General features: G+C 66.8%; 15 protein-coding genes and 1 other RNA gene. 2 read left to right on the forward strand and 14 right to left on the reverse strand.

Features of this window, described 5'->3' with window-relative positions; translation table 11 throughout:
- Positions 1–61: 61 nt before the first annotated feature.
- The 11 genes from murB to rsmH form a co-directional block, all read right to left on the reverse strand.
- Positions 62–985 (reverse strand): UDP-N-acetylmuramate dehydrogenase, encoded by a 924-nt coding sequence (gene murB / locus BRADO_RS26315; protein ID WP_012029234.1) that lies wholly within the window; start codon positions 983–985, stop codon positions 62–64.
- A 4-nt stretch (positions 986–989) separates the two neighbouring features.
- Positions 990–2,393, reverse strand: coding sequence for a UDP-N-acetylmuramate--L-alanine ligase (gene murC / locus BRADO_RS26320; RefSeq protein WP_012029235.1), 1,404 nt, complete (start codon positions 2,391–2,393; stop codon positions 990–992).
- A 169-nt stretch (positions 2,394–2,562) separates the two neighbouring features.
- Positions 2,563–3,666 (reverse strand): undecaprenyldiphospho-muramoylpentapeptide beta-N-acetylglucosaminyltransferase, encoded by a 1,104-nt coding sequence (murG, locus tag BRADO_RS26325; RefSeq protein WP_012029236.1) that lies wholly within the window; start codon positions 3,664–3,666, stop codon positions 2,563–2,565.
- 55 nt (positions 3,667–3,721) lie between these two features.
- On the reverse strand, positions 3,722–4,873 hold the full coding sequence (ftsW, locus tag BRADO_RS26330) for a putative lipid II flippase FtsW (RefSeq protein ID WP_012029237.1): 1,152 nt from the start codon (positions 4,871–4,873) through the stop codon (positions 3,722–3,724).
- A 140-nt stretch (positions 4,874–5,013) separates the two neighbouring features.
- The gene (murD, locus tag BRADO_RS26335) at positions 5,014–6,414 is read right to left on the reverse strand and encodes a UDP-N-acetylmuramoyl-L-alanine--D-glutamate ligase (protein WP_012029238.1); all 1,401 of its coding nucleotides are present in this window, start codon (positions 6,412–6,414) and stop codon (positions 5,014–5,016) included.
- A 108-nt stretch (positions 6,415–6,522) separates the two neighbouring features.
- Entirely contained in the window at positions 6,523–7,629 is a 1,107-nt protein-coding gene (gene mraY, locus BRADO_RS26340) for a phospho-N-acetylmuramoyl-pentapeptide-transferase (RefSeq protein ID WP_012029239.1), read from the reverse strand.
- Positions 7,630–7,812: 183 nt separating this feature from the next.
- The gene (gene murF / locus BRADO_RS26345) at positions 7,813–9,189 is read right to left on the reverse strand and encodes a UDP-N-acetylmuramoyl-tripeptide--D-alanyl-D-alanine ligase (protein ID WP_012029240.1); all 1,377 of its coding nucleotides are present in this window, start codon (positions 9,187–9,189) and stop codon (positions 7,813–7,815) included.
- The gene (locus tag BRADO_RS26350) at positions 9,186–10,646 is read right to left on the reverse strand and encodes a UDP-N-acetylmuramoyl-L-alanyl-D-glutamate--2,6-diaminopimelate ligase (protein WP_012029241.1); all 1,461 of its coding nucleotides are present in this window, start codon (positions 10,644–10,646) and stop codon (positions 9,186–9,188) included. Before BRADO_RS26350 ends, murF begins: the two co-directional genes overlap by 4 nt.
- A gap of 71 nt (positions 10,647–10,717) precedes the next feature.
- Positions 10,718–12,466, reverse strand: a complete 1,749-nt coding sequence (locus BRADO_RS26355) for a penicillin-binding protein 2 (RefSeq protein WP_012029242.1) — start codon at positions 12,464–12,466, stop codon at positions 10,718–10,720.
- Positions 12,463–12,855, reverse strand: coding sequence for a hypothetical protein (locus BRADO_RS26360; protein ID WP_012029243.1), 393 nt, complete (start codon positions 12,853–12,855; stop codon positions 12,463–12,465). Before BRADO_RS26360 ends, BRADO_RS26355 begins: the two co-directional genes overlap by 4 nt.
- Positions 12,856–12,858: 3 nt before the next feature.
- On the reverse strand, positions 12,859–13,854 hold the full coding sequence (rsmH, locus tag BRADO_RS26365) for a 16S rRNA (cytosine(1402)-N(4))-methyltransferase RsmH (RefSeq protein ID WP_012029244.1): 996 nt from the start codon (positions 13,852–13,854) through the stop codon (positions 12,859–12,861).
- A 497-nt stretch (positions 13,855–14,351) separates the two neighbouring features.
- On the opposite strand from rsmH, the gene BRADO_RS26370 reads away from it, so the two are divergent.
- Positions 14,352–15,203: an N-acetylmuramoyl-L-alanine amidase gene (locus BRADO_RS26370; RefSeq protein ID WP_012029245.1), complete on the forward strand. Its 852-nt coding sequence runs from the start codon at positions 14,352–14,354 to the stop codon at positions 15,201–15,203.
- Between the two features lie 4 nt (positions 15,204–15,207).
- Here the strand turns inward: BRADO_RS26370 and BRADO_RS26375 are convergent, their stop codons facing one another.
- Both BRADO_RS26375 and BRADO_RS26380 read right to left on the reverse strand, forming a co-directional pair.
- Entirely contained in the window at positions 15,208–16,452 is a 1,245-nt protein-coding gene (locus BRADO_RS26375) for an RNA polymerase sigma factor (RefSeq protein ID WP_041756969.1), read from the reverse strand.
- A gap of 33 nt (positions 16,453–16,485) precedes the next feature.
- Positions 16,486–16,839, reverse strand: coding sequence for a YciI family protein (locus tag BRADO_RS26380; protein ID WP_012029247.1), 354 nt, complete (start codon positions 16,837–16,839; stop codon positions 16,486–16,488).
- 140 nt (positions 16,840–16,979) lie between these two features.
- Here BRADO_RS26380 and rnpB point away from each other — a divergent pair.
- Positions 16,980–17,405, forward strand: an RNA gene (gene rnpB, locus BRADO_RS33470) — RNase P RNA component class A.
- 44 nt (positions 17,406–17,449) lie between these two features.
- On the opposite strand, the gene BRADO_RS26385 is transcribed toward rnpB, so the two are convergent.
- A complete protein-coding gene (locus tag BRADO_RS26385; protein WP_012029248.1) occupies positions 17,450–19,267 on the reverse strand; it encodes an ABC transporter ATP-binding protein in 1,818 nt (605 codons plus the stop codon).
- Positions 19,268–19,573: the final 306 nt, after the last annotated feature.

A 19,573-nucleotide genomic window follows, 5' to 3' on the forward strand; every position in this document is an offset into this window, starting at 1 on the left:
TTCTCGATTGATCTCAGAATGCGGTTGCGACAGCGTGGACGTCACGTGAAGAAGCGGGTCGTCAGCTCGCCTTGACTCCGATCCGCTTGATCTCCCACTGCAGCTCGATGCCCGAGCTGGCCTTGACCCGTTCGCGCACGGTCTCGCCGAGCGTCTCGATATCGTCGGCGGTGGCATTGCCTGTGTTGATCAGGAAGTTACAGTGCATCTCCGAGACCTGCGCGCCCCCGACCTTGAGGCCGCGGCAGCCGGCGGCATCGACGAGCTTCCAGGCCGAATGGCCCGGCGGGTTCTTGAAGGTCGAGCCGCCGGTCTTCTCGCGGATCGGCTGCGCCGTCTCGCGATGCGCCTGCACCTCGGCCATGCGCGCGCGGATCGCCGCTGGTTCGGACGGGGTGCCACGGAAGCGTACGGCCGTGAAGATCAGCGCCGCGTCCGTGCCGCTCGCGCGATAGGTGAACTTCATGTCGGCATTGCTTAAGCGATGCGTCTCGCCCCGGCGATCGATCGCGGTCGCCTCAACCAGGATGTCCTTGGTCTCGCCACCATTGGCGCCGGCATTCATGCGCAGCGCACCGCCGATGGTGCCGGGAATGCCGAACAGGAATTCCAGACCGGCGAGATCGGCTGACGCCGCGACCTCCGCGACGCGCTTGTCGCGCGCTGCCGTGCCAGCCGTGATGATGTCTCCTTCGGCCTTGACCTCGCCGAACGCGCGCGGCGCCAGCCGGATCACTACGCCCGGCACGCCGCCGTCGCGCACGATCATGTTGGAGCCGACGCCGATGACGTACACGGGTAGCTCGGCCGGCAGGTGCTTCAGGAAGTAGGCGAGGTCGTCCGCATCGGCCGGCGTGAACAGCACCTGCGCCGGACCGCCGACGCGAAACCAGGTGAGCGGCGCGAGGCTTTCATTGGCGAGCAGACGTCCGCGCAGCGCGGGCATCGCGGCCTTCAGATCGGGCGTGATGTCGGGAAAGCTCACCGCCCTACCCCAGCGCCTTCAACTCGTTCGGCAGCGCGTAGGCCCATTGCGTGATGTTGCCGGCGCCGAGGCAGACGACGAGGTCGCCCGGCTTGGCGAGGTCCTTCACGATGCCGGCGAGATCGGCGGCCTTCGGCAGCGGCAGCACGTCGCGATGGCCGTGGGCGCGCAGACCGAGCACGAAATGATCGCGGTCGATGCCCTCGATCGGCGCCTCGCCGGCCGGATAGACGTCGGCGACGACGACCGCGTCCGCATCGTTGAAGCAGGTGCAGAACTCCTCGAACAACGACTGCAGCCTTGTGTAGCGATGGGGCTGCACCACGGCAACGACCTTGCCATTGCTGGATTCGCGCGCCGCCTTCAGCACGGCTGCGATCTCGACGGGATGGTGGCCGTAGTCGTCGATCACGGTCACGCCGTTCCATTCGCCAGTGCGGGTGAAGCGGCGCTTGACGCCGCCGAAGCCGCCGATCGCCTTGCGGATGGCCTCGTCCGAAAGGCCGAGTTCGCGCGCCACTGCGATGGCGGCCGTTGCGTTCGAGGCATTGTGACGGCCGGGCATCGGCAGGACGATGTCTGAAATCTCATGCGTCGCGCCACTCTTGCGGTCGCGGAACACGACCTTGAACGACGAGCCGCCGCCCATCGGCGTGAGATCCACCAGCCGGACATCTGCCTGCGGGTTCACGCCATAGGTGATGATGCGGCGGTCCTCGATCTTGCCGACCAGCGCCTGCACCACCGGATGATCGATGCACATCACGGCGAAGCCGTAGAACGGGACGTTCTCGACGAAGGCGCGGAAGGCGTCCTGCACGGCTTCGAAGGTCTTGAAGTGGTCGAGATGCTCGGGATCGACATTGGTGACGATGGCGACATCAGCCGGCAGCTTCAGGAAGGTGCCGTCGCTCTCGTCGGCTTCCACCACCATCCACTCGCCGCCGCCGAGCCGCGCATTGGTGCCATAGGCGTTGATGATGCCGCCGTTGATGACCGTGGGATCGAGCCCGCCGGCATCGAGCAGCGCCGCGACCATCGAGGTGGTCGTGGTCTTGCCATGGGTGCCGGCGATGGCGACGCAGCTCTTCAGCCGCATCAGCTCGGCCAGCATCTCTGCCCGCCGGACGACGGGGATACGCTGCGCGCGCGCGGCCATCAACTCGGGATTGTCACGCTTGATCGCGGTCGAGACGACGACCACATCGGCACCTGCGACGTTCTCCGCCTTGTGACCGACGCTGACCGTGATGCCCTTCTCGCGCAGCCGCGCGACGTTGGCATTGTCCGAGGCGTCGGAGCCCTGCACCGTGTAGCCGAGATTGCACAGCACCTCCGCGATGCCGCTCATGCCGATGCCGCCGATCCCGACGAAGTGGATGGGTCCGATCTCGCGCGGCAGTCTCATGAGGCATCCCGTCCATGGTCTCGCGGGGCGCCCGGCTCGGGCCCGCCGCGCCCCGAATCATCCGCCCTTCATGCAAGACATGACAGGCCGGGACAAGTGCGCAAAAGCTGGAAAAACCACGAATTTTCAGACGCTCCGCCCGGATTTCGGCCGATTTCGGCCGTCTCGATCAGAGCCCGGCCGTCTTCGCCACGAGGTCGGCGAGCCGCTCGGCGGCGTCGAGCCGGCCGGCCGCGCGGGCGGCCTGGGCCATGGCTGCGAGCCGCGTCGGCTCGGCGGCCAGCGACGAGATCTCCGAGGCCAGCCGATCGGACGTGAAGGCGGTCTGCACGATCCGGATCGCGGCATTCGCGTCCGACAGAACGCCGGCATTGGCGAACTGGTCCTGGTCGATGGCGCCGGGCAGCGGCACCAGGATCGACGGCCGGCCGATCGCGGCGAGCTCGGCTACGGTGCCCGCGCCGGAGCGCGAGATGACGAGATGGTTGGCCGCAAGCCGCGCCGGCAGATCGGTGAAGAAGGGCTGCAGTTCGGCATTGATCTTGAGACGGTCATAGACGGCGCGCACCCGAGCCATGTCCTCCTGCCGGACCTGCTGGGCGAGCACCAGCCGGCTCCACAGAGCAGGCTCCAGCCGCTCGATCGCGCCGGGCACGATGTCGCTCATCACGCGCGCGCCCTGGCTGCCGCCGACAACGAGCAGCCGCAGCGGGCCTGCGGTCTCAGGCGCGACATAGGGCACGGCCGCCGCTTCGAGGATGGCCGGACGCATCGGCGTGCCGACCGTCGTCGTCTTGCCCGCCAGCGCGGGATCGCGATCGAGCACCCCCGGAAGCGAGGTCGCGATCGCCTTCACATGCGCCGACAGGAAACGGTTGGCGCGACCGAGCACCGCATTGGCGTCGTGGATCAGGCTGGGCACGCCAGCGAGCCGCGCCGCCAGCAGGGGCGGGACGGTCGGATAGCCGCCGAAGCCGATCACGGCAGCAGGCTTCAGCCGCCGCATCAGGTTGAAGGCGGCCAGTGTGCCTGTGCCGAGCAGCAGCGCGGTGCGCGCCAGCGCCACCGGCGAACGGCTGCGCACCGTCTCGCTCGGCACCACGTCGATCATGTCCTTGGTGAACAGGCCGCTATATTTCAGCGCGCGCGCATCGGTGACGAGGCGGACGCGGTAGCCGCGCTTGATCAGCTCGACGCCGAGCGCTTCGGCGGGAAACAGATGGCCGCCGGTGCCGCCGGCGGCCAGCAGAATGAGAGGCGCAGATGAGATCATGCGGGCTTGTTTACAGGCAATGTGTCGACATTGCGAGCCGGCCGGACCTGGACCTTCAGGCGTAGGTGCGTAGCGTCCCCGCGGCATCCGTGACCTCGGCCTCGATCCGCGGCCGCTGCCGCGTCAGCGCCAGCATCATGCCGACGCCATAGGCCAGCGAGACGATCGAGGAGCCGCCATAGGAGATGAACGGCAAGGTCATGCCCTTGGCCGGGATGAGCTGCAGGTTGACCGAGATGTTGATGGCCGCCTGGATGCCGAACAGGATCGCGAGGCCCGAGGCCGCGAAGCGCGAAAAACCGTCCTCGCTGGCATAGGCCCGCGACAGCGTGCGGATGACGATGAAGCCGAACAGCGCGACCAGCGCCAGGCAGAGGATGATGCCAAACTCCTCGGCGGCGACGGCGAAGACGAAGTCGGTGTGGCTGTCCGGCAGGCTGCGCTTGGCGATGCCCTCGCCCGGCCCGAGCCCGAACCAGCCGCCATTGGAGAAGGCCTCCATCGCAGTGTCGACCTGGAAGGTGTCGCCCGAGGCCGGATTCATGAAGCGCTTGATGCGCCCGGCGACGTGCGGGACCAGGAGATAGGCGCCGAACAGGCCGGCCGCCGCGGCACCGGCGAGGCCCGCAACCCAGATCATGCGCATGCCGGCGATGAAGAACAGCGAGCCCCAGACCATCAGGATCAGCATCGTCTGTCCGAAATCCGGCTCCATCACCAGGAGCGACACCAGCATCAGCAAGAGCACCAGCGCCATCGTGGTCGCAGGCATGTCCGGCCGACGCGCCGATTCCGAGAACAACCACGCCGCGACGACGACGAAGGCCGGCTTGGCCGCTTCCGACGCCTGGATGTTGACGCCGACCAGCGTGATCCAGCGCCGCGAGCCCTTCACCTCCGGGCCGATCGCGAGCGTCAACACGATCAGCACGATCGCGATCGCGAACACCACCAGCGCACTGCGCCGGATCTGCCGCGGGGACAGGAAGGAGATGCCGATCAGCACGACGAAGGACGGCAACAGGAACAGGACGTGACGGTTGAAGAAGTGGAACGGATCGAGCCCGATGCGAGTCGCGACCGGCGGACTCGCCGCCAGCGACAGGATCACCCCGCACAGCATCAGCGCCAGGATCGAGCCCAGCAGCGGCTTGTCGACGGTCCACCACCAGTCCGACAGCGGATTGCGTTCTTCACGGGAGAGCATCGGGCCACCACCTGAGCCGAAGGAATCAGCCCATTGGCGCCCAGGATGGTTATCGAAGGGTTAAGAATCTCGCTGTCGTCCCGGACAAGCCGTGACGCGCGCCAGCGCGTCGCGGCGCCGACGACAGCGGAGTTTGCAGCCTAGACGACCTTTTCCACGCCCGGCAGCGCCTGGACCAGGTCGCGAAAGCGGGTGCCGCGGATCTCGAAGTTGCGGAACTGGTCGAACGAGGCGCAGGCCGGGGACAACAGGACGACGGCCTCCTTCAAGCCTGATGCCTTGGCGTCGGCAGCCGCCTGCTCCACGGCGACCTCCAGCGTGCCGGACATCGCGTGCGGCACCTTCTCACCGAGCGTACCGGCGAATTCCTTGGCCGCTTCGCCGATCAGATAGGCCTTGCGGATGCGCGGGAAGAAGCCGGCGAGGCTGGTGATGCCGCCCGCCTTGGGCTTGCCGCCGGCAATCCAGAAGATATCGGCGAAGGACGACAGCGCGTGCGCCGTGGCGTCCGCATTGGTGCCCTTGGAGTCGTTGACGAACAGCACGTTGCCGAGACGCCCGACCTGCTCCATGCGATGCGCGAGGCCGGGGAAGCTGCGTAGGCCTTGCTGCAGCACATCCTCTCTCACGCCGATCGCGAGCGCGGCCGCGGCGGCGCAGGCCGCGTTCTGCGCATTGTGCTGGCCGCGCAGCGAGCCGATGCCGCCGAGCCGCGCGACCTCGCTGCGCGCGCCGCCGGAGCTGCGTACGATGGTCTCGTGCTCGGTGTAGAGCCCATCGGCCAGCGGGTTCTTCACCGAGATACGGACCACGCGCTTGCCGGCCTGGTCGAGCCGGTCGGCGATGGCGCGGCAGAAGCCGTCGTCGACGCCGACGATCGCGGTGCCCTGCGGCTTCACGCCGGCGACCAGGCGCTCCTTGACCGCCGCATAGTTCTCGATCGTGCCGTGACGGTCGATGTGATCCTCGCTGACATTGAGCAGGATCCCGATGCTCGGATCGAGCGACGGTGTCAGGTCGATCTGGTAGGACGACATCTCGATCACATGAACGCGCCCCATGCGCGGCGGCTCCAGCGACAGAATCGCGGTGCCGATATTGCCGCCCATCTGGGTGTCGTAGCCGGCCACCCGCATCAGATGCGCGATCAGCGCGGTGGTCGTCGACTTGCCGTTGGTGCCGGTGATGGCGATGAACGGCGCATCCGGCGCGTGGCGCCGGCGCTCACGGCAGAACAGCTCGATGTCGCCGATCACCTCGACGCCGGCCTCGCGCGCCCTCAGCACGCTCCAATGCGGCACCGGATGGGTCAGCGGCACGCCCGGCGCCAGCACCAGCGCAGCGAAGTTCGACCAGGAGACGGTGCGCAGATCGGCGGTGATGAAGCCCGCCTTTGCAGCCTCCGTCATGCGATCGGCGCCGTCATCGGCGGCGATTACTTCGGCACCGCCGGCGCGCAGCGCGTGGCATGAGGCCAACCCGGAGCCGCCGAGCCCGAACACGGCGACTGTCTTGCCGGCGAAAGAGGTGACGGGAATCATGCGAAGACCTCCGTCATTCGGACACCGCGCAGCGGTGATCCGGAATCTCGAGATTCCGGGTTCGCGCTCCGCGCGCCCCGGAATGACAGTGGGATTGAGGATAGATCATCAGCGCAGCTTCAGGGTCGAGAGGCCGACCAGCGCCAGCATCACCGAGATGATCCAGAACCGGATCACGATCTGCGGCTCGGTCCAGCCGAGCTGCTCGAAATGATGATGGATCGGCGCCATCCTGAAGATGCGTTTGCCGGTCAGCTTGAACGAGGCGACCTGCACGATCACCGACACGGCTTCGAGCACGAACAGGCCGCCGATCACCGCCAGCACGATCTCGTGCTTCACCGCGACCGCGATCGAGCCGAGCATGCCGCCGAGCGCCAACGAGCCGGTGTCGCCCATGAAGATCGAGGCCGGCGGCGCGTTGAACCAGAGGAAGCCGAGGCCGGCGCCGAGCACCGCGCCGCACAGCACCGCGAGCTCGCCGGTGCCGGCGACATAATGGATCTGCAGATAGTCGGAGAACACCGCGTTGCCGGCAAGATAGGCGATCAGGCCGAAGCTCGCGGAGGCGATCATGACAGGCACGATGGCGAGGCCATCGAGACCGTCGGTCAGGTTGACCGCATTGCCGGCGCCGACGATGACGAAGGCGCCGAAGATGACGTACATCCAACCGAACTTGATGACGAGATCCTTGAAGAACGGGATCGCGAGCCCGGTCGACGAGGGATCACGCCCCAGCCGGACCAGCGCGTAGCAGGCAACGAGCGCGATCGCCGCCTCGATCAGCAATCGCGCACGTCCGGCAAAGCCGGAGTGCGACTGCTTGGTGACTTTGAGATAGTCGTCATAGAAGCCGACGAAGCCGAAGCCGAGCGTCACCGCCAGCACGATCCAGACGTAGGGATTGAGCGGGTTGGCCCACAGCACGGTGGAGACGACGAGGCCGGACAGGATCATCAGGCCGCCCATCGTCGGCGTGCCCTTCTTGCTGATGATGTGCGATTGCGGACCGTCGGTGCGGATCGGCTGGCCCTTGCCCTGGCGCAGGCGCAGATGATCGATGATCCAGGGCCCGAACAGAAACACGAACAGCGCGCCGGTCACGACGGCACCGCCAGTGCGGAACGTGATGTAGCGGAACACGTTCAGCACGCCACGGAACACCGACAGGCTCGGGAACGTATTCGTCAGCTCGATCAACCAGTAGAACATCCAACCCGCCTATGCCGCCTCAACCGAGGCTGCGAACGCGAACCCGCCCCAGCGAATCCGGCCCCGCCTCTTTTAACCATGATCGGAGCCCGGTGCGACTCATCCCGACGGTTTGTTCCGCCCGCCCTTGCACCGACCACCAGTGGAAAATCGCCCTCTGCCGCGCCGCGATACCGCCCGATTTCACGCGCTGCCCTGCAGCGCGGCGGCGAGCTTGGCCACGAACTTGTTGACCCAGAAGATCTTCTTGCTGCCCTTGACGACCACGACGTCACCGGGCGCGAGCAGCGCCGCGACCTGCTTCGGGTCGAGCGTGACGGGGTCCTCGTGCCAGCCGAGCCGTCTGCCTTGCGGCAAGGCCTCGAACAGGTGACGCATCAGCGGCCCGACACAAAAGACGCCGTCGATGCCGGCGAGATGGCCGACCATCTTGGCGTGATAGGCCGGCGCCTCGTCGCCAAGCTCCAGCATATCCCCGATCACGGCGATCCGCCGCCCCCGCACCGGCCGGGCCTGCAGCCCATCGAGCGCCGCCGCCATGCTGGCCGGATTGCCGTTGAAGCTGTCGTCGATCAGCACGATGTCGCCGACGGTCTGCTCGACGCCGCGGCCGGTCATGATGCCGACCTCGCCGAGCTCCGGTGCCAACAGCGCCGGATCGAGGCCGGCGGCGGCCACAGAGGCAAGCGCCGCGAGGGCATTATGCAGCCGGTGCGGCGCGCCGGGCGTGAGCGCGAAGTTGACGCTGCAGCCTGCAATGTCGGCCGTCACGTCCCAGCTCTCGCCGCGGGCGGTGTGCGACAGCTCGCGCACCTCGGCATCGCCGCCGAAGCGAATGGTCTTGCCGGACCATTCAGGAGCCGCGAGATCGGCCGGCAGCACCAGGATCCCGCCTGACGGCAGGCCGCGCGCAATCGAGACCTTCTCCTGCCGGATCGCCTCGAGGCTGCCGAGCTTTTCCAGATGCACGGGCTGAACGTTGACGACAAGGGCGACGGTCGGCTGCGACAGTTCGGTCAGCCGCGCGATCTCACCTTTCTGGTTCATGCCCATCTCGACCACCCAGACCGAGGCGGAGGGATCGGCATTGCACAGCGTCAGCGGCACGCCCCAGAAATTGTTGAAGCTCGACGGGCTCGCTGATGCCCCGGGATAGGCCGCGATGAACTCCTTGGTCGAGGTCTTGCCGGCACTGCCGGTCAATCCGATCACGGGACCATGAAAGCGCGACCGTGCGGCGCGCGCCAGCGCCCATAGCCCATCGATCAGCGTGTCCGTCACCACCAGCTGCGGCACGGTGACGCCCTCGATCCGATGCGGCACGATCATCGCCACCGCGCCAGCCTGCTCGGCATTGGCGGCAAACTCCCAGCCGTCGCGGCTGGAGGCGAAGCTCGATACGAAGCCGCCGCTCGGCGTGCCGCTCAGCGCGACGAACAGGCTACCGGGCTTCACCGCGCGGCTGTCCTGGGTGACGAAATCGATCGCGGTCTCAGGATAGTCGCCGGCGAGACCGAGCGCGCGCGCCGCCTCGGCCACCGTCCACAGCGCCTTCGTCATGATGCCCTCGTTGCCAGTGCGTCCGCGACCGCTTCGTGATCGCTGAAATGCAGAACCGTATCGCCGATGATCTGTCCGGTCTCGTGGCCCTTGCCGGCGATGACCAGCGCATCCCCCGGCTGAAGCTCGCTGATCGCCACCCGGATCGCCTCGGCGCGATCGCCGATCTCGCGCGCACCAGGTGCGGCGGCCAGGATCGCGGCGCGGATCGCAGCGGGATTCTCGCTCCGGGGATTGTCGTCGGTGACGATAACGCGATCAGCGCCGGCAGCGGCGATCTCGCCCATCAGCGGCCGCTTGCCGCTGTCCCGGTCGCCGCCGGCGCCGAACACGACCACGAGCTTTCTCTGGGCATACGGCCGCAAGGCGTGCAGCGCCTTCGCCAGCGCATCCGGCTTGTGAGCGTAGTCGATGAAGATGGGCGCGCCGTTGTGCTCACCGACCAGTTCGAGCCGGCCCTTGGCGCCTTCGAGCTTTTCCAGAGCCTCGAACACCGCCTGCGGATCGCTGCCGGTGCCGATGGCAAGGCCCGCGGCCACCAGCGCATTCTCGATCTGAAACGCGCCGACCAGCGGCAGGCGGAGGAAGGTGATCCGGCCGCAATGCTGGAGCTCGAGCTGCTGTGCAAAGCCATCGACGGCGGCGGCCACGAGACGGATGCCCGCCCCTGCGCCATTGCCATGCGTCCCCACCGTCATCAGCCGGAGCCCGCGCGCATCAGCCGCGGCAATCACTTCTGCCGAGCACTCATGATCCGCCGAAATCACCGCCGGCCCGCCCGGCGGCACAAGGTCGCGAAACAGCCGCAGCTTGGCATTGAGATAATGGACGAGATCGGGGTGGTAATCCATGTGGTCGCGCGACAGGTTGGTGAACCCGCCGGCCGAGACCCTGACGCCGTCCAGCCTGTATTGATCGAGCCCATGCGACGACGCTTCGAAAGCGAGGTGCGTCACGCCGTCCTGGGTGATCTCGTCGATCTGCCGATGCAGCGCAATCGGGTCGGGCGTGGTCAGCGAGCCGTAGACGGTGCGCTTGTCCGAAATCAATCCGACCGTGCCGATACTCGCCGCGTTGTGGCCGAGGCTCTGCCAGATCTGCCGCGTGAAGGCTGCGACCGACGTCTTGCCGCTGGTTCCGGTCACCGCCGCGATCGTTGCCGGCTGCCGGGGGAAGACGCGCGATGCAGCAAGCGCCAGAGCACGTCGCGGATTTGGCAGCGAGACGAAGGGAACGGGCAGATCACCGGCCGGGGCTTCGTGGCCGGCCACCGCGATCGCCCCCGCAGCGACCGCAGCCGCGATGAAGCGAGTGCCATCGGTCTTGGTTCCCGACAGCGCGAAGAACAGGTCTCCGGGCCGGACAGCGCGGCTGTCCGCGGCAAGGCCGGAGACTTCGACGGCGGCGACGCGCGGGTCAAGCCCCGCCTGATCGCCGAGGAGGTCGTGAAGTTTCATCCTGGTCCCGTACCGGTCCTGGCCCCGCCCCGGGCGGCGGCGGCTCCAAAGCCATGCGATTCGCGGACGGCTTACTGCGTCAGCCGCGATGCCGCAAGAATTTGGCGGTCGGACGGCGGCAGGTCGAACCGGGGCTCAATGCCGAGCAGCGGGCCGATCCGGGAGATCACGTTGCCGGCCGTCGGCACCGCGTTCCAGCCGGAGGTGATGAAGCCGTAGGTCTCCTTCAGCGGCTGCGGCTCGTCGAGCATGATCAGGAGCTGATATTTCGGCTTGTCCGCCGGGATCACGGCGGTGAAGAGCGTCAGGACCTTCTTCTTGGCGTAGCGGCCGTTGATCACCTTTTCGGCGGTGCCCGTTTTGCCGCCAATGTAGTAGCCCTTGACGTCAGCCTTGCGCGCGGTGCCGACCTCGGCGTTCAAGCGCATCAGGTAGCGCATCTTCTCCGAGGTCTCCGGCTTGATCACGCGCTTGGCGATCTGCATCGCCTCGGCCTCAGTGCGCTTCATGAAGGTCGGCGGAATGAGGTAGCCGCCATTGACCAGCGCGCTGACGCCCATCACGCCCTGCAACGGCGCCACCGCCATGCCATGGCCGAACGAGATCGTGATCGTATTCAACTCGCTCCAGCGCTTGGGCAGGATCGGCGAGGCGCTCTCCGGAAGCTCGGTGCGCAAACGGTCGAACTGGCCCATCTTGCGCAGGAAAGCCTTGTGCGCTTCCACGCCTTGCGTCAACGCGATCCGGGCCGCGCCGACGTTGGAGGAGAAGTAGAACACCTCCTTCATGCTGAGGAAGCGTCCCTTCGGCTCGTCGTCATGGATCGCGAACTTGCCGTAATGCAGCGCTCCGCGTGCATCCCACATTGAGTTGAGATCATATTTGCCGGTGTCGAGCGCCATCGCCAGGGTGAACGCCTTGAACGTCGAGCCCATCTCGTACACGCCAGTGGTCAGGCGGTTGATCCGGTCCGGATCGTGCGCCTCCTTCGGGTTGTTCGGATCGAAATCCGGCAGCGACACCATCGCGATAATCTCACCGGTCCGGACGTTGACCACGAGACCGGACGCGGCCTTGGTCTTGAACTTCTCCTTGGCCTTGAGCAGCTCGTCGCGCAGCGCATGCTCGACACGCAGGTCGACCGACAGCTCGATCGGCCGCTGCAGGCGGTCGGTCGCGAAGCCGGCGCGATGCAGGTCCGCGAGGCCCTGATTGTCGAGCCACTTCTCCATGCCGGCGATGCCCTGGTTGTCGATGTTCACCAGGCCGATCAGATGCGCCACCTCGTTGCCGGTCGGATAGACGCGCTTGTTCTCGCGCAGGAAGCCGACGCCCGGCAGACCAAGGCGATGGATGTCCTGCTGCTGCTTCGGTGTCATCTCGCGCTTGAGCCAGACGAAGCCCTTGCGGGACATCATGCGCTCGCGCACCTCGTTCGTATCGAGATCGGGCAAGGTCGCGGTGAGCAGCTCGATCGCCTCGTCCTTGTCAATGAGGCGGCGCGGCTCGGCGAACAGGCTCGGCGTCTTGACATCGGTCGCCAGCACGGCGCCGTTGCGATCGATGATATCCGGCCGAGCGGTCGCAATGGCGTCCTGCTGCGCGGCGCGCCGCGCGCTCGGGCCGTCGGAGCCGACCGCAAACATCACCAGACGGCCGCCGATCACCGCATAGACGGCGGCGAAGGCGATGATCGCCAATCCGATGCGCGCGCGCGCCTTGGCCGTGCGATCGACATCGCGCCCGTACAGCAGCGTGCGGACCAGGCGCTGCCGCCAGGGCTCCTGTGGTTTCACGTGCGGCCGAAGCTGGTCGGTCATCGCTGATCCTCCGGACGAGAGACCGATCCGGTCACGGGGGGCTCTTCATTGATCGCGTCGATCGTATCGATCATCGAGCCGATCGGATCCGGATTGTCCGGCCGGGCGAAGCGCGGCGGCCGCTCCGGCAGGTTCTTGAGGCTGTCATACTGCGTGGCGTTCAGCGGCTTGAGCGGCAGATGCCGCTCGACCAGCCCCTGCAGCCGCAGCGGCGCATCGAGCTTGGCCCATTCCGAGCGCAGGACGGCGATCGCCTCGCGCTGCTCGCGGATCTCGGCACGCAACTGCAACACATGCTCGACACGCGCGGTCGATTCCATCTTGATGCGATAGACGTAGGCCGCCGCGAAGATCAGCGAGCAGATCACGACGAGATGCAGGAGGCGCATCGGTCACCCTCCCCGCATGACATCGGCCAGGCGGGGCCAGGCTGACGAGGAGGACGGCGGATGCGCCGGCGCTGTCGTGCGCGCGGCGCCGCGCAGCTTGGCGGAGCGCGCACGCGGATTGGCCACAGTCTCGGCTTCGTCGGCCACCACCGGCTTGCGATTGAGCAGCTGGAAGCTCGGCGCCTGCTGCGCGATCTCGGGCAGATGGCGAGAGCCGCCACCTATCTTGCTGCGCTCGGCCAGGAACGTCTTGACGATTCGATCCTCGAGTGAATGGAACGAAACGACGGCGAGACGGCCGCTCGGTGGGAGGATGCGCTCCGCGGCGGACAGGGCCTGCTCCAGCTCGTCGAGCTCCTCATTCACGAGAATGCGCAGCGCCTGAAAGGTCCTCGTTGCCGGATGAATGTCGCCCGGCTTCGATCGCACCACGCGCGCGACGATGTCGGCAAGCTGTCGCGTCGTGGTGATCTGCTGCTCCTTCCGCGCCGCTACGATCGCGCGCGCGATGCCGCGGGAATGCCGCTCCTCACCGAAAATGTAGATGACGTCGGCCAGATCGCGCTCGGAGGCTTGCGCGATGACATCGGCCGCGGACGGCCCGGTGTCAGCCATGCGCATATCAAGCGGACCGTCGAACCGGAACGAGAACCCGCGTGCCGCCGTATCGAGCTGCATTGAGGACACGCCGACGTCCATCACGATGCCGTCGACCTGGCCCACCGCTTGCGCGGCGCAGATCTCGGCCAGCGCAGAGAAACGGCTCTCCACCAGCGTCAGCCGACCGTTTGCCTCGCCGACAAGATCGGCGCCGCCGGCGATCGCCGTGCTGTCGCGGTCGATCGCGATGACGCGTGTTCCCGGTGTCGCCAGGATCAGGCGGGTGTAACCGCCCGCACCGAAAGTGGCATCCACATAGGTTCCGCCGTCGCGCGGCGCCAGCATGGCAACCGCCTCGGGCCCGAGCACCGGGATGTGCCGTGGGTCAGCCGTGCTCACGGGGCCGCTCCCGGAGATGGCCGCCGTTCCGGACTGATGTTGTTCGGCTGCGAGTCCATCGCGCCTTCGATCCCCGCACCCCGTCAACTTGCCAAGCCATCGTTTGGAACCGACGATGACCCGCCTTGCCAATGCATGAGCCCCGCCACGCGATGATCGTGCCGGGGCGATACCTGGTCCGATGTCGATCGCGCGCGACCGGGTGTCCCCGGCACCGCTCAAGACCGTGTTCTCCCGTGCAGGACCTTGCATGTGGCAGCTGCCGCCCCGAAAGCCGGCTTGGCTCTTCACCACTTAGTAACGGCGTTTAGCGTTAACAAACCGTTGATGGTCTGTGGCAGATGTTGGGCACTTGGAAAGCCGCCGCTCCTCTGCGCAATCGCCGACGAATATGCGCGTTCGCATGCGATTTCGATTGCGGCTGGGACATGTAAAGGAGTAGTGCCACCCCATATTCGATTTGAGCCATTGCCCTCGCCGCCCGCTTCGAGTCGTTCATGCCAAATTCCTCCGACAAGCCGGATTCGAAGCGTCTTCGCGCGCTGCCGATGCCCAAGGGCGTGTCTGACCTGCCCATGTTCACGCCGGACTCGTCGATCGCGTCCGATGTGATCCCGTCGGCCAATTTCGGCGAACGCAAGGGCGGCCGTCAGCCGGACATGATCATCCTCCACTATACCGGGATGCCGGATGCCGAGGGTGCGATCAACAAACTTTGCACCGCCGGAACCGAAGTGTCTGCGCACTACATCGTTCTCGAGGACGGCCGCATCGTCCAATGCGTGCCCGAGGCTCTGCGCGCCTGGCATGCGGGGCTTTCGTCCTGGGGCGGCGAGGAGGACATCAATTCGTGCTCGATCGGGATCGAGATCGTCAACCGCGGCCACGACTGGGGCTACCCGGATTTTCCGCCACGCCAGATCGCAGCCGTCATCGCGCTGTGCCGCGGCATCATGCTCCGCCGCAACGTGCCGGCGCACCGCGTGCTCGGGCATTCCGATGTGGCGCCGTCGCGCAAGAAGGACCCGGGCGAGAAGTTTCCCTGGCACTCCCTCGCCAATTCCGGCGTGGGCCACTGGGTCCAGCCGGCGGCGATCACCAAGGGCGAGACCCTGAAGCTCGGGAGCATCGGCGATGACGTCAAAGGCTTGCAGAAGGCGCTCGCGAAATATGGCTATGGCGTGCCGATCACCGGCAAGTTCGATGGTCTCACGATGGAGGTCGTCACGGCGTTCCAGCGCCACTTTCGTCCCGAGCGGGTCGACGGCATCGCCGACCGCTCGACTTTGTGGACGCTGCATGCGCTGCTGACCAGTCTGCCGGCCGAAGAGACCGTGCCGCGGGCTTGACGCGTCAAATTGTGGCATCGAGTTGCCCGATCCGGCGCGCATAGAGTCGCTTGAGCGGAGCAAGCTGCGTCGCATCGCTCGCCGCCTGATAGGCCACACGCGCCTCCTCGCGCCGGTCGAGCCGCCGCAGCAGATCCGCGCGTACGGCCGGCAGCAGGTCGTATTGCTTCAAGCCGCCGCGCGCGGCGAGCGAATCCACCAGCGCAAGCGCCCGCGCCGGACCGTCGACCATCGAAACGGCGGCCGCATGATTGAGCTCGATGACGGGCGACGGCGCGATCCGCAGCAGCACCTCGTAGAGGCCGACGATCTGGCGCCAGTCCGTTTCCTCGTAGCTCGATGCCTGGGCGTGCAGCGCGGCGATCGCCGCCTGAACTGTATAGGGCTGGGGCCGTCCCTTCGCCTGGAGCGCCTGCTCGACCAGCGTCAGCCCTTCCGAGATCTGCGCGTGATCCCATGTCGAGCGATCCTGCTCCTCGAGCAGCACGATGTCACCCGACGCATCGGTGCGTCCTGCACGGCGCGCATCGTGCAGCAGCATCAGGGCGAGCAGACCTTTGATACCCGGCGCGTCCGGGATCAGCCCGAGCAGCAGGCGGCCGAGCCGGATCGCTTCCCGCGCAAGATCGTGGCGGATCAGTTCGGGGCCGGAGGTCGCGAGATAGCCTTCGGTGAACACGAGGTAGATCACGGTGAGAACGCCGCGGAGTCGTTCCTCGAGAGTATCGCGAGCGGGCACATCATAGGGAATGCCGGCGAGGCGGATCTTCTGCTTGGCACGGACGAGGCGCTGCGCCATGGCTTCTTCGCCGGTCACGAAAGCGCGGGCTACCTCGGCGGTCGTCAGTCCGCAGACCGTACGCAGCGTCAGCGCCACCTGCACCTCCGGCGCGAACGCCGGATGGCAGCAGGTGAAGATCAGCCGCAGCATGTCGTCGTCGAGATCGGGCGGCACGTCAGACGCGTCGCTCGCGGCGTCACGCTCGATCGCATGGATGATCTCCGCTTCCTTGTCGCGGAAGCTGCGTTGCCGCCGAAAGCGATCGATCACCTTGTTGCGGGCGACATTCACCAGCCAGGCTCTGGGATTGGCGGGGACCTCTCGCCCCCGCCAGCTCAGCAACGCGGCCGCAAAGGCGTCCTGCAACGCATCCTCGGCCAGATCGAAGTCACCCACGAGCCTGATCAAGGTCGCGAGCGCGCGGCCGGCCTCGTCACGGAACACGCTCTCGATCGCCTCGGGTGTCATCAATGACATCGTCGCCGGTCCGCAGCGTCGTCCTCAAGGATTGTATTGCCAGACCGGCCTGACCTCGATCGAGCCGAGGCGGGCGCCAGGAATGCGCGCGGCGATGCCGATCGCCTCGTCGATGTTCTGCGCCTCGATCATGTAGTAGCCGCCGAGTTGCTCGCGTGTCTCGGCGAATGGACCATCGGTCGCGAGGATCTTGCCGTCGCGCACCCGCACCGTCGTGGAGGTCGAGGTCGGCTGCAGCCGGTCGCCGCCCTTGAAATTGCCGCTCGCGATGATCGACTGGGTGAAGGCCTGATACTCCGCCATCATCTTTTCCGCGGCCTCCTTCTCCATCTTCGCGTAGTCGACCTCGTTCTGGTAGATCATCAGCAGATATTGCATGGGACTGCTCCTTGGGTTTCGGCTGGTTTGCCGACATCCAGTCGAACGGCGCAGGCGCCGCACGACACGCCCACGATATTATTTTACACCCGCGCGGCGATGGCTTGACGCGCTGGTCGATAAGCCCCATTCAAGCCCCGTCAGTCGGCCGGACGGCCGCTCCGGCAGGTGCCGAAAGGCCGCCGGGGAGGAAAGTCCGGGCTCCATCGACATGCGGTGCCGGATAACGTCCGGCGGGGGCGACCCTAGGGACAGTGCCACAGAGAACGAACCGCTTCCTCCCGCGAGGGAGGCAGTAAGGGTGAAAAGGTGCGGTAAGAGCGCACCGCGGGACCGGCAACGGAACCGGCATGGTAAACCCCACCGGGAGCAAAACCGAATAGGGACGGCCACGCGGAGACAATCGTTTCGACGATGACGTCCGCGGGAGCGATGTCAGGCTCGCCGTCCGGGTAGGTTGCCCGAGGTCACGCGCAAGCGCGATCCCAGAGGAATGGCCGTCACGTATCGTCATGCGCAAGCATCACGGTGCCCTACAGAACCCGGCTTACAGGCCGGCTGATATGTTCATGAGGGGCTCGGCGCTGACAGCGCCGGGCCCCTCACCATTTTAGCCTGCGGCCGAGAGCTGGCCGAACTCGATGGCCTGGCGCTCGAACAGGCTGCGGTAGAGTCCGCCGGGCTTGCCGACCAGGACGGCGTGGCTGCCCTGCTCGACGATGCGGCCGCGGTCGAACACCAGGATGCGGTCGAGGCTGCGCACGGTCGCCAGCCGGTGCGCGATCACGATCGCCGTCCGGCCCTTCATCAGCCGCTCCATCGCCTCCTGGATCAGCGCCTCCGACTCGGAATCGAGGCTCGAGGTCGCCTCGTCCAGGATCAGCACCCGCGCATCCGCCAGGAACGCCCGCGCCAACGCCACCCGTTGCCGCTCGCCGCCCGACAGCTTGACGCCGCGCTCGCCGACCAGCGTGCCGTAGCCCTTGGGCAGGCGCGTGATGAACTCATGCGCGTTGGCGAGCCGCGCCGCCTGCTCGATCTCGGCCTGGCTGGCGCCCGGCCGGCCATAGGCGATGTTCTCGGCCAGCGAGCGGTGGAACAGGATCGGCTCCTGCTGCACGATCGCGATCTGGCTGCGCAACGAATCCTGCTTCGCGTGCGCAATGTCCTGCCCGTCGATCAGGATCCTCCCGCCGCTGACGTCGTACAGCCGCTGCACCAGCTTCACGAAGGTCGTCTTGCCGGAGCCGGAGCGCCCGACCAGGCCGATCCGCTCACCCGGCCGGATGTCCACCGACAGCCGGTCGTACAGCGGCGTGCGGTGGCCGCCATAGTGGAACGTCACCGCGTCGAACACGATATGCCCGCCGCTCACCGCGATCGGCTTGGCATCGGCGGCATCGACGATGCCGATCGGCTCGCCATGGATCGCCACCAGCTCATCCATGTCGTTGACCGCGCGCTGCAGGTTGTTGATGTGCATGCCGACGTCACGCAGGTAGGCGTGGATGACGTAGTAGCTCGTCAGCACATAGGTGACGTCGCCCGGCGAGGCCCGGCCGGCCATCCATAGCAGCACGGCGCCGCCGATCACCGACGAGCGCAGGCAGAGCAGCACGCCGAGTTGCACGGCCGCCGTCGTGTTGTAACGCAGCCAGGTGCGGCGTATGCGCCGCCGCCACCGGTTGACGACGCGCATCAGTCGGCCGTCCTCGCGCGCCTCCGCTCCGAACGACTTCACCACCGCGTTGCAGCTCAGCGCATCCGCGAGCGTCCCGCCGACCTTGGTGTCCCACGCATTGGAGATGCGCGCGGCGGGCGCGATGTAGCGGGTCGAGAACACGACCGTCATCGCGACGTACAGCACCGCGCCGACGGCGATCACCGCGCCGAGGGCGCCCCAATGCAGGCCGAGCAGGACCATCGAGCCGAGCAGGACCGACAGCGATGGCAGCAGGGCCAGCAGGATGGTGTCGTTGTAGAGATCGAGCGCCCACATGCCCCGGGTGATCTTGCGCACCGTGGAGCCGGCGAAGCTGTTGGCGTGCCAGTCGGTGGAGAAGCGCTGCACGCGCACGAAGGCCTCGCGCGCGACGTCGGACATGATGCGCAGCGTGAACGGCACGATCAGCTGCAGCCCGGACAGCCGCAGCACGATCGAGGCGAAGCCGAGGGCGACGATGCCCGCGAACGACACCAGCGCCGTGTGGCGTGCGTCGATGTTTGCCGGACCGAGGGTCAGCGCGTCGACCAATCGGCCGGAGAACACCGGCATGAACAGGTCGGCGACGGTGGCGCCGAGCAAGCACATGGCAATGCCGAGGGTCATGCGCGGCTGCTTCAGCCAGTGGCGGAACACGAACGGGATCACGACGCGGATGGCGGCGGGGCGCTTGTCGGCCTTCAGGCCGGAGACTTCGATGGTCATGGCATCATCCGGCCGCGCTCGCGGGCGACGGACCGGCTCCAAATGAAGCAGACACGACGCGGCGCGTGGTCTGCGAATGATGAATCAGGCGTTGGGAAGTGAAACGGTGGCGCTCAATGCGAGCGACGGAACACCAGGACTGGCATCGACCGCGCGGGCTGAGAAACAACAAGCGTCGACAGCGGGAGCATCGACCGGGTGCATGCGGTCTGCAGATGCGATGTAGTCATGCAGATCTCCCCGGTTCGAGCGACAATTCCCGTTCCATACCATCGCTGGTATGATTTGGCAACCCGCAGGCCCCGC

Source organism: Bradyrhizobium sp. ORS 278 (assembly GCF_000026145.1).
In the GTDB taxonomy this organism is placed as follows: domain Bacteria; phylum Pseudomonadota; class Alphaproteobacteria; order Rhizobiales; family Xanthobacteraceae; genus Bradyrhizobium.

Bases quoted from the DNA above. Each gene is read 5' to 3' on its own strand.
- murC (WP_012029235.1), bottom strand. From the start codon at position 2,393: ATGAGACTGCCGCGCGAGATCGGACCCATCCACTTCGTCGGGATCGGC.
- murG (WP_012029236.1), bottom strand. From the start codon at position 3,666: ATGATCTCATCTGCGCCTCTCATTCTGCTGGCCGCCGGCGGCACCGGC.
- ftsW (WP_012029237.1), bottom strand. From the start codon at position 4,873: ATGCTCTCCCGTGAAGAACGCAATCCGCTGTCGGACTGGTGGTGGACC.
- murD (WP_012029238.1), bottom strand. From the start codon at position 6,414: ATGATTCCCGTCACCTCTTTCGCCGGCAAGACAGTCGCCGTGTTCGGG.
- mraY (WP_012029239.1), bottom strand. From the start codon at position 7,629: ATGTTCTACTGGTTGATCGAGCTGACGAATACGTTCCCGAGCCTGTCG.
- murF (WP_012029240.1), bottom strand. From the start codon at position 9,189: ATGACGAAGGCGCTGTGGACGGTGGCCGAGGCGGCGCGCGCGCTCGGT.
- BRADO_RS26350 (WP_012029241.1), bottom strand. From the start codon at position 10,646: ATGAAACTTCACGACCTCCTCGGCGATCAGGCGGGGCTTGACCCGCGC.
- BRADO_RS26355 (WP_012029242.1), bottom strand. From the start codon at position 12,466: ATGACCGACCAGCTTCGGCCGCACGTGAAACCACAGGAGCCCTGGCGG.
- BRADO_RS26360 (WP_012029243.1), bottom strand. From the start codon at position 12,855: ATGCGCCTCCTGCATCTCGTCGTGATCTGCTCGCTGATCTTCGCGGCG.
- BRADO_RS26370 (WP_012029245.1), top strand. From the start codon at position 14,352: ATGCCAAATTCCTCCGACAAGCCGGATTCGAAGCGTCTTCGCGCGCTG.
- BRADO_RS26375 (WP_041756969.1), bottom strand. From the start codon at position 16,452: ATGACACCCGAGGCGATCGAGAGCGTGTTCCGTGACGAGGCCGGCCGC.
- BRADO_RS26380 (WP_012029247.1), bottom strand. From the start codon at position 16,839: ATGCAATATCTGCTGATGATCTACCAGAACGAGGTCGACTACGCGAAG.
- BRADO_RS26385 (WP_012029248.1), bottom strand. From the start codon at position 19,267: ATGACCATCGAAGTCTCCGGCCTGAAGGCCGACAAGCGCCCCGCCGCC.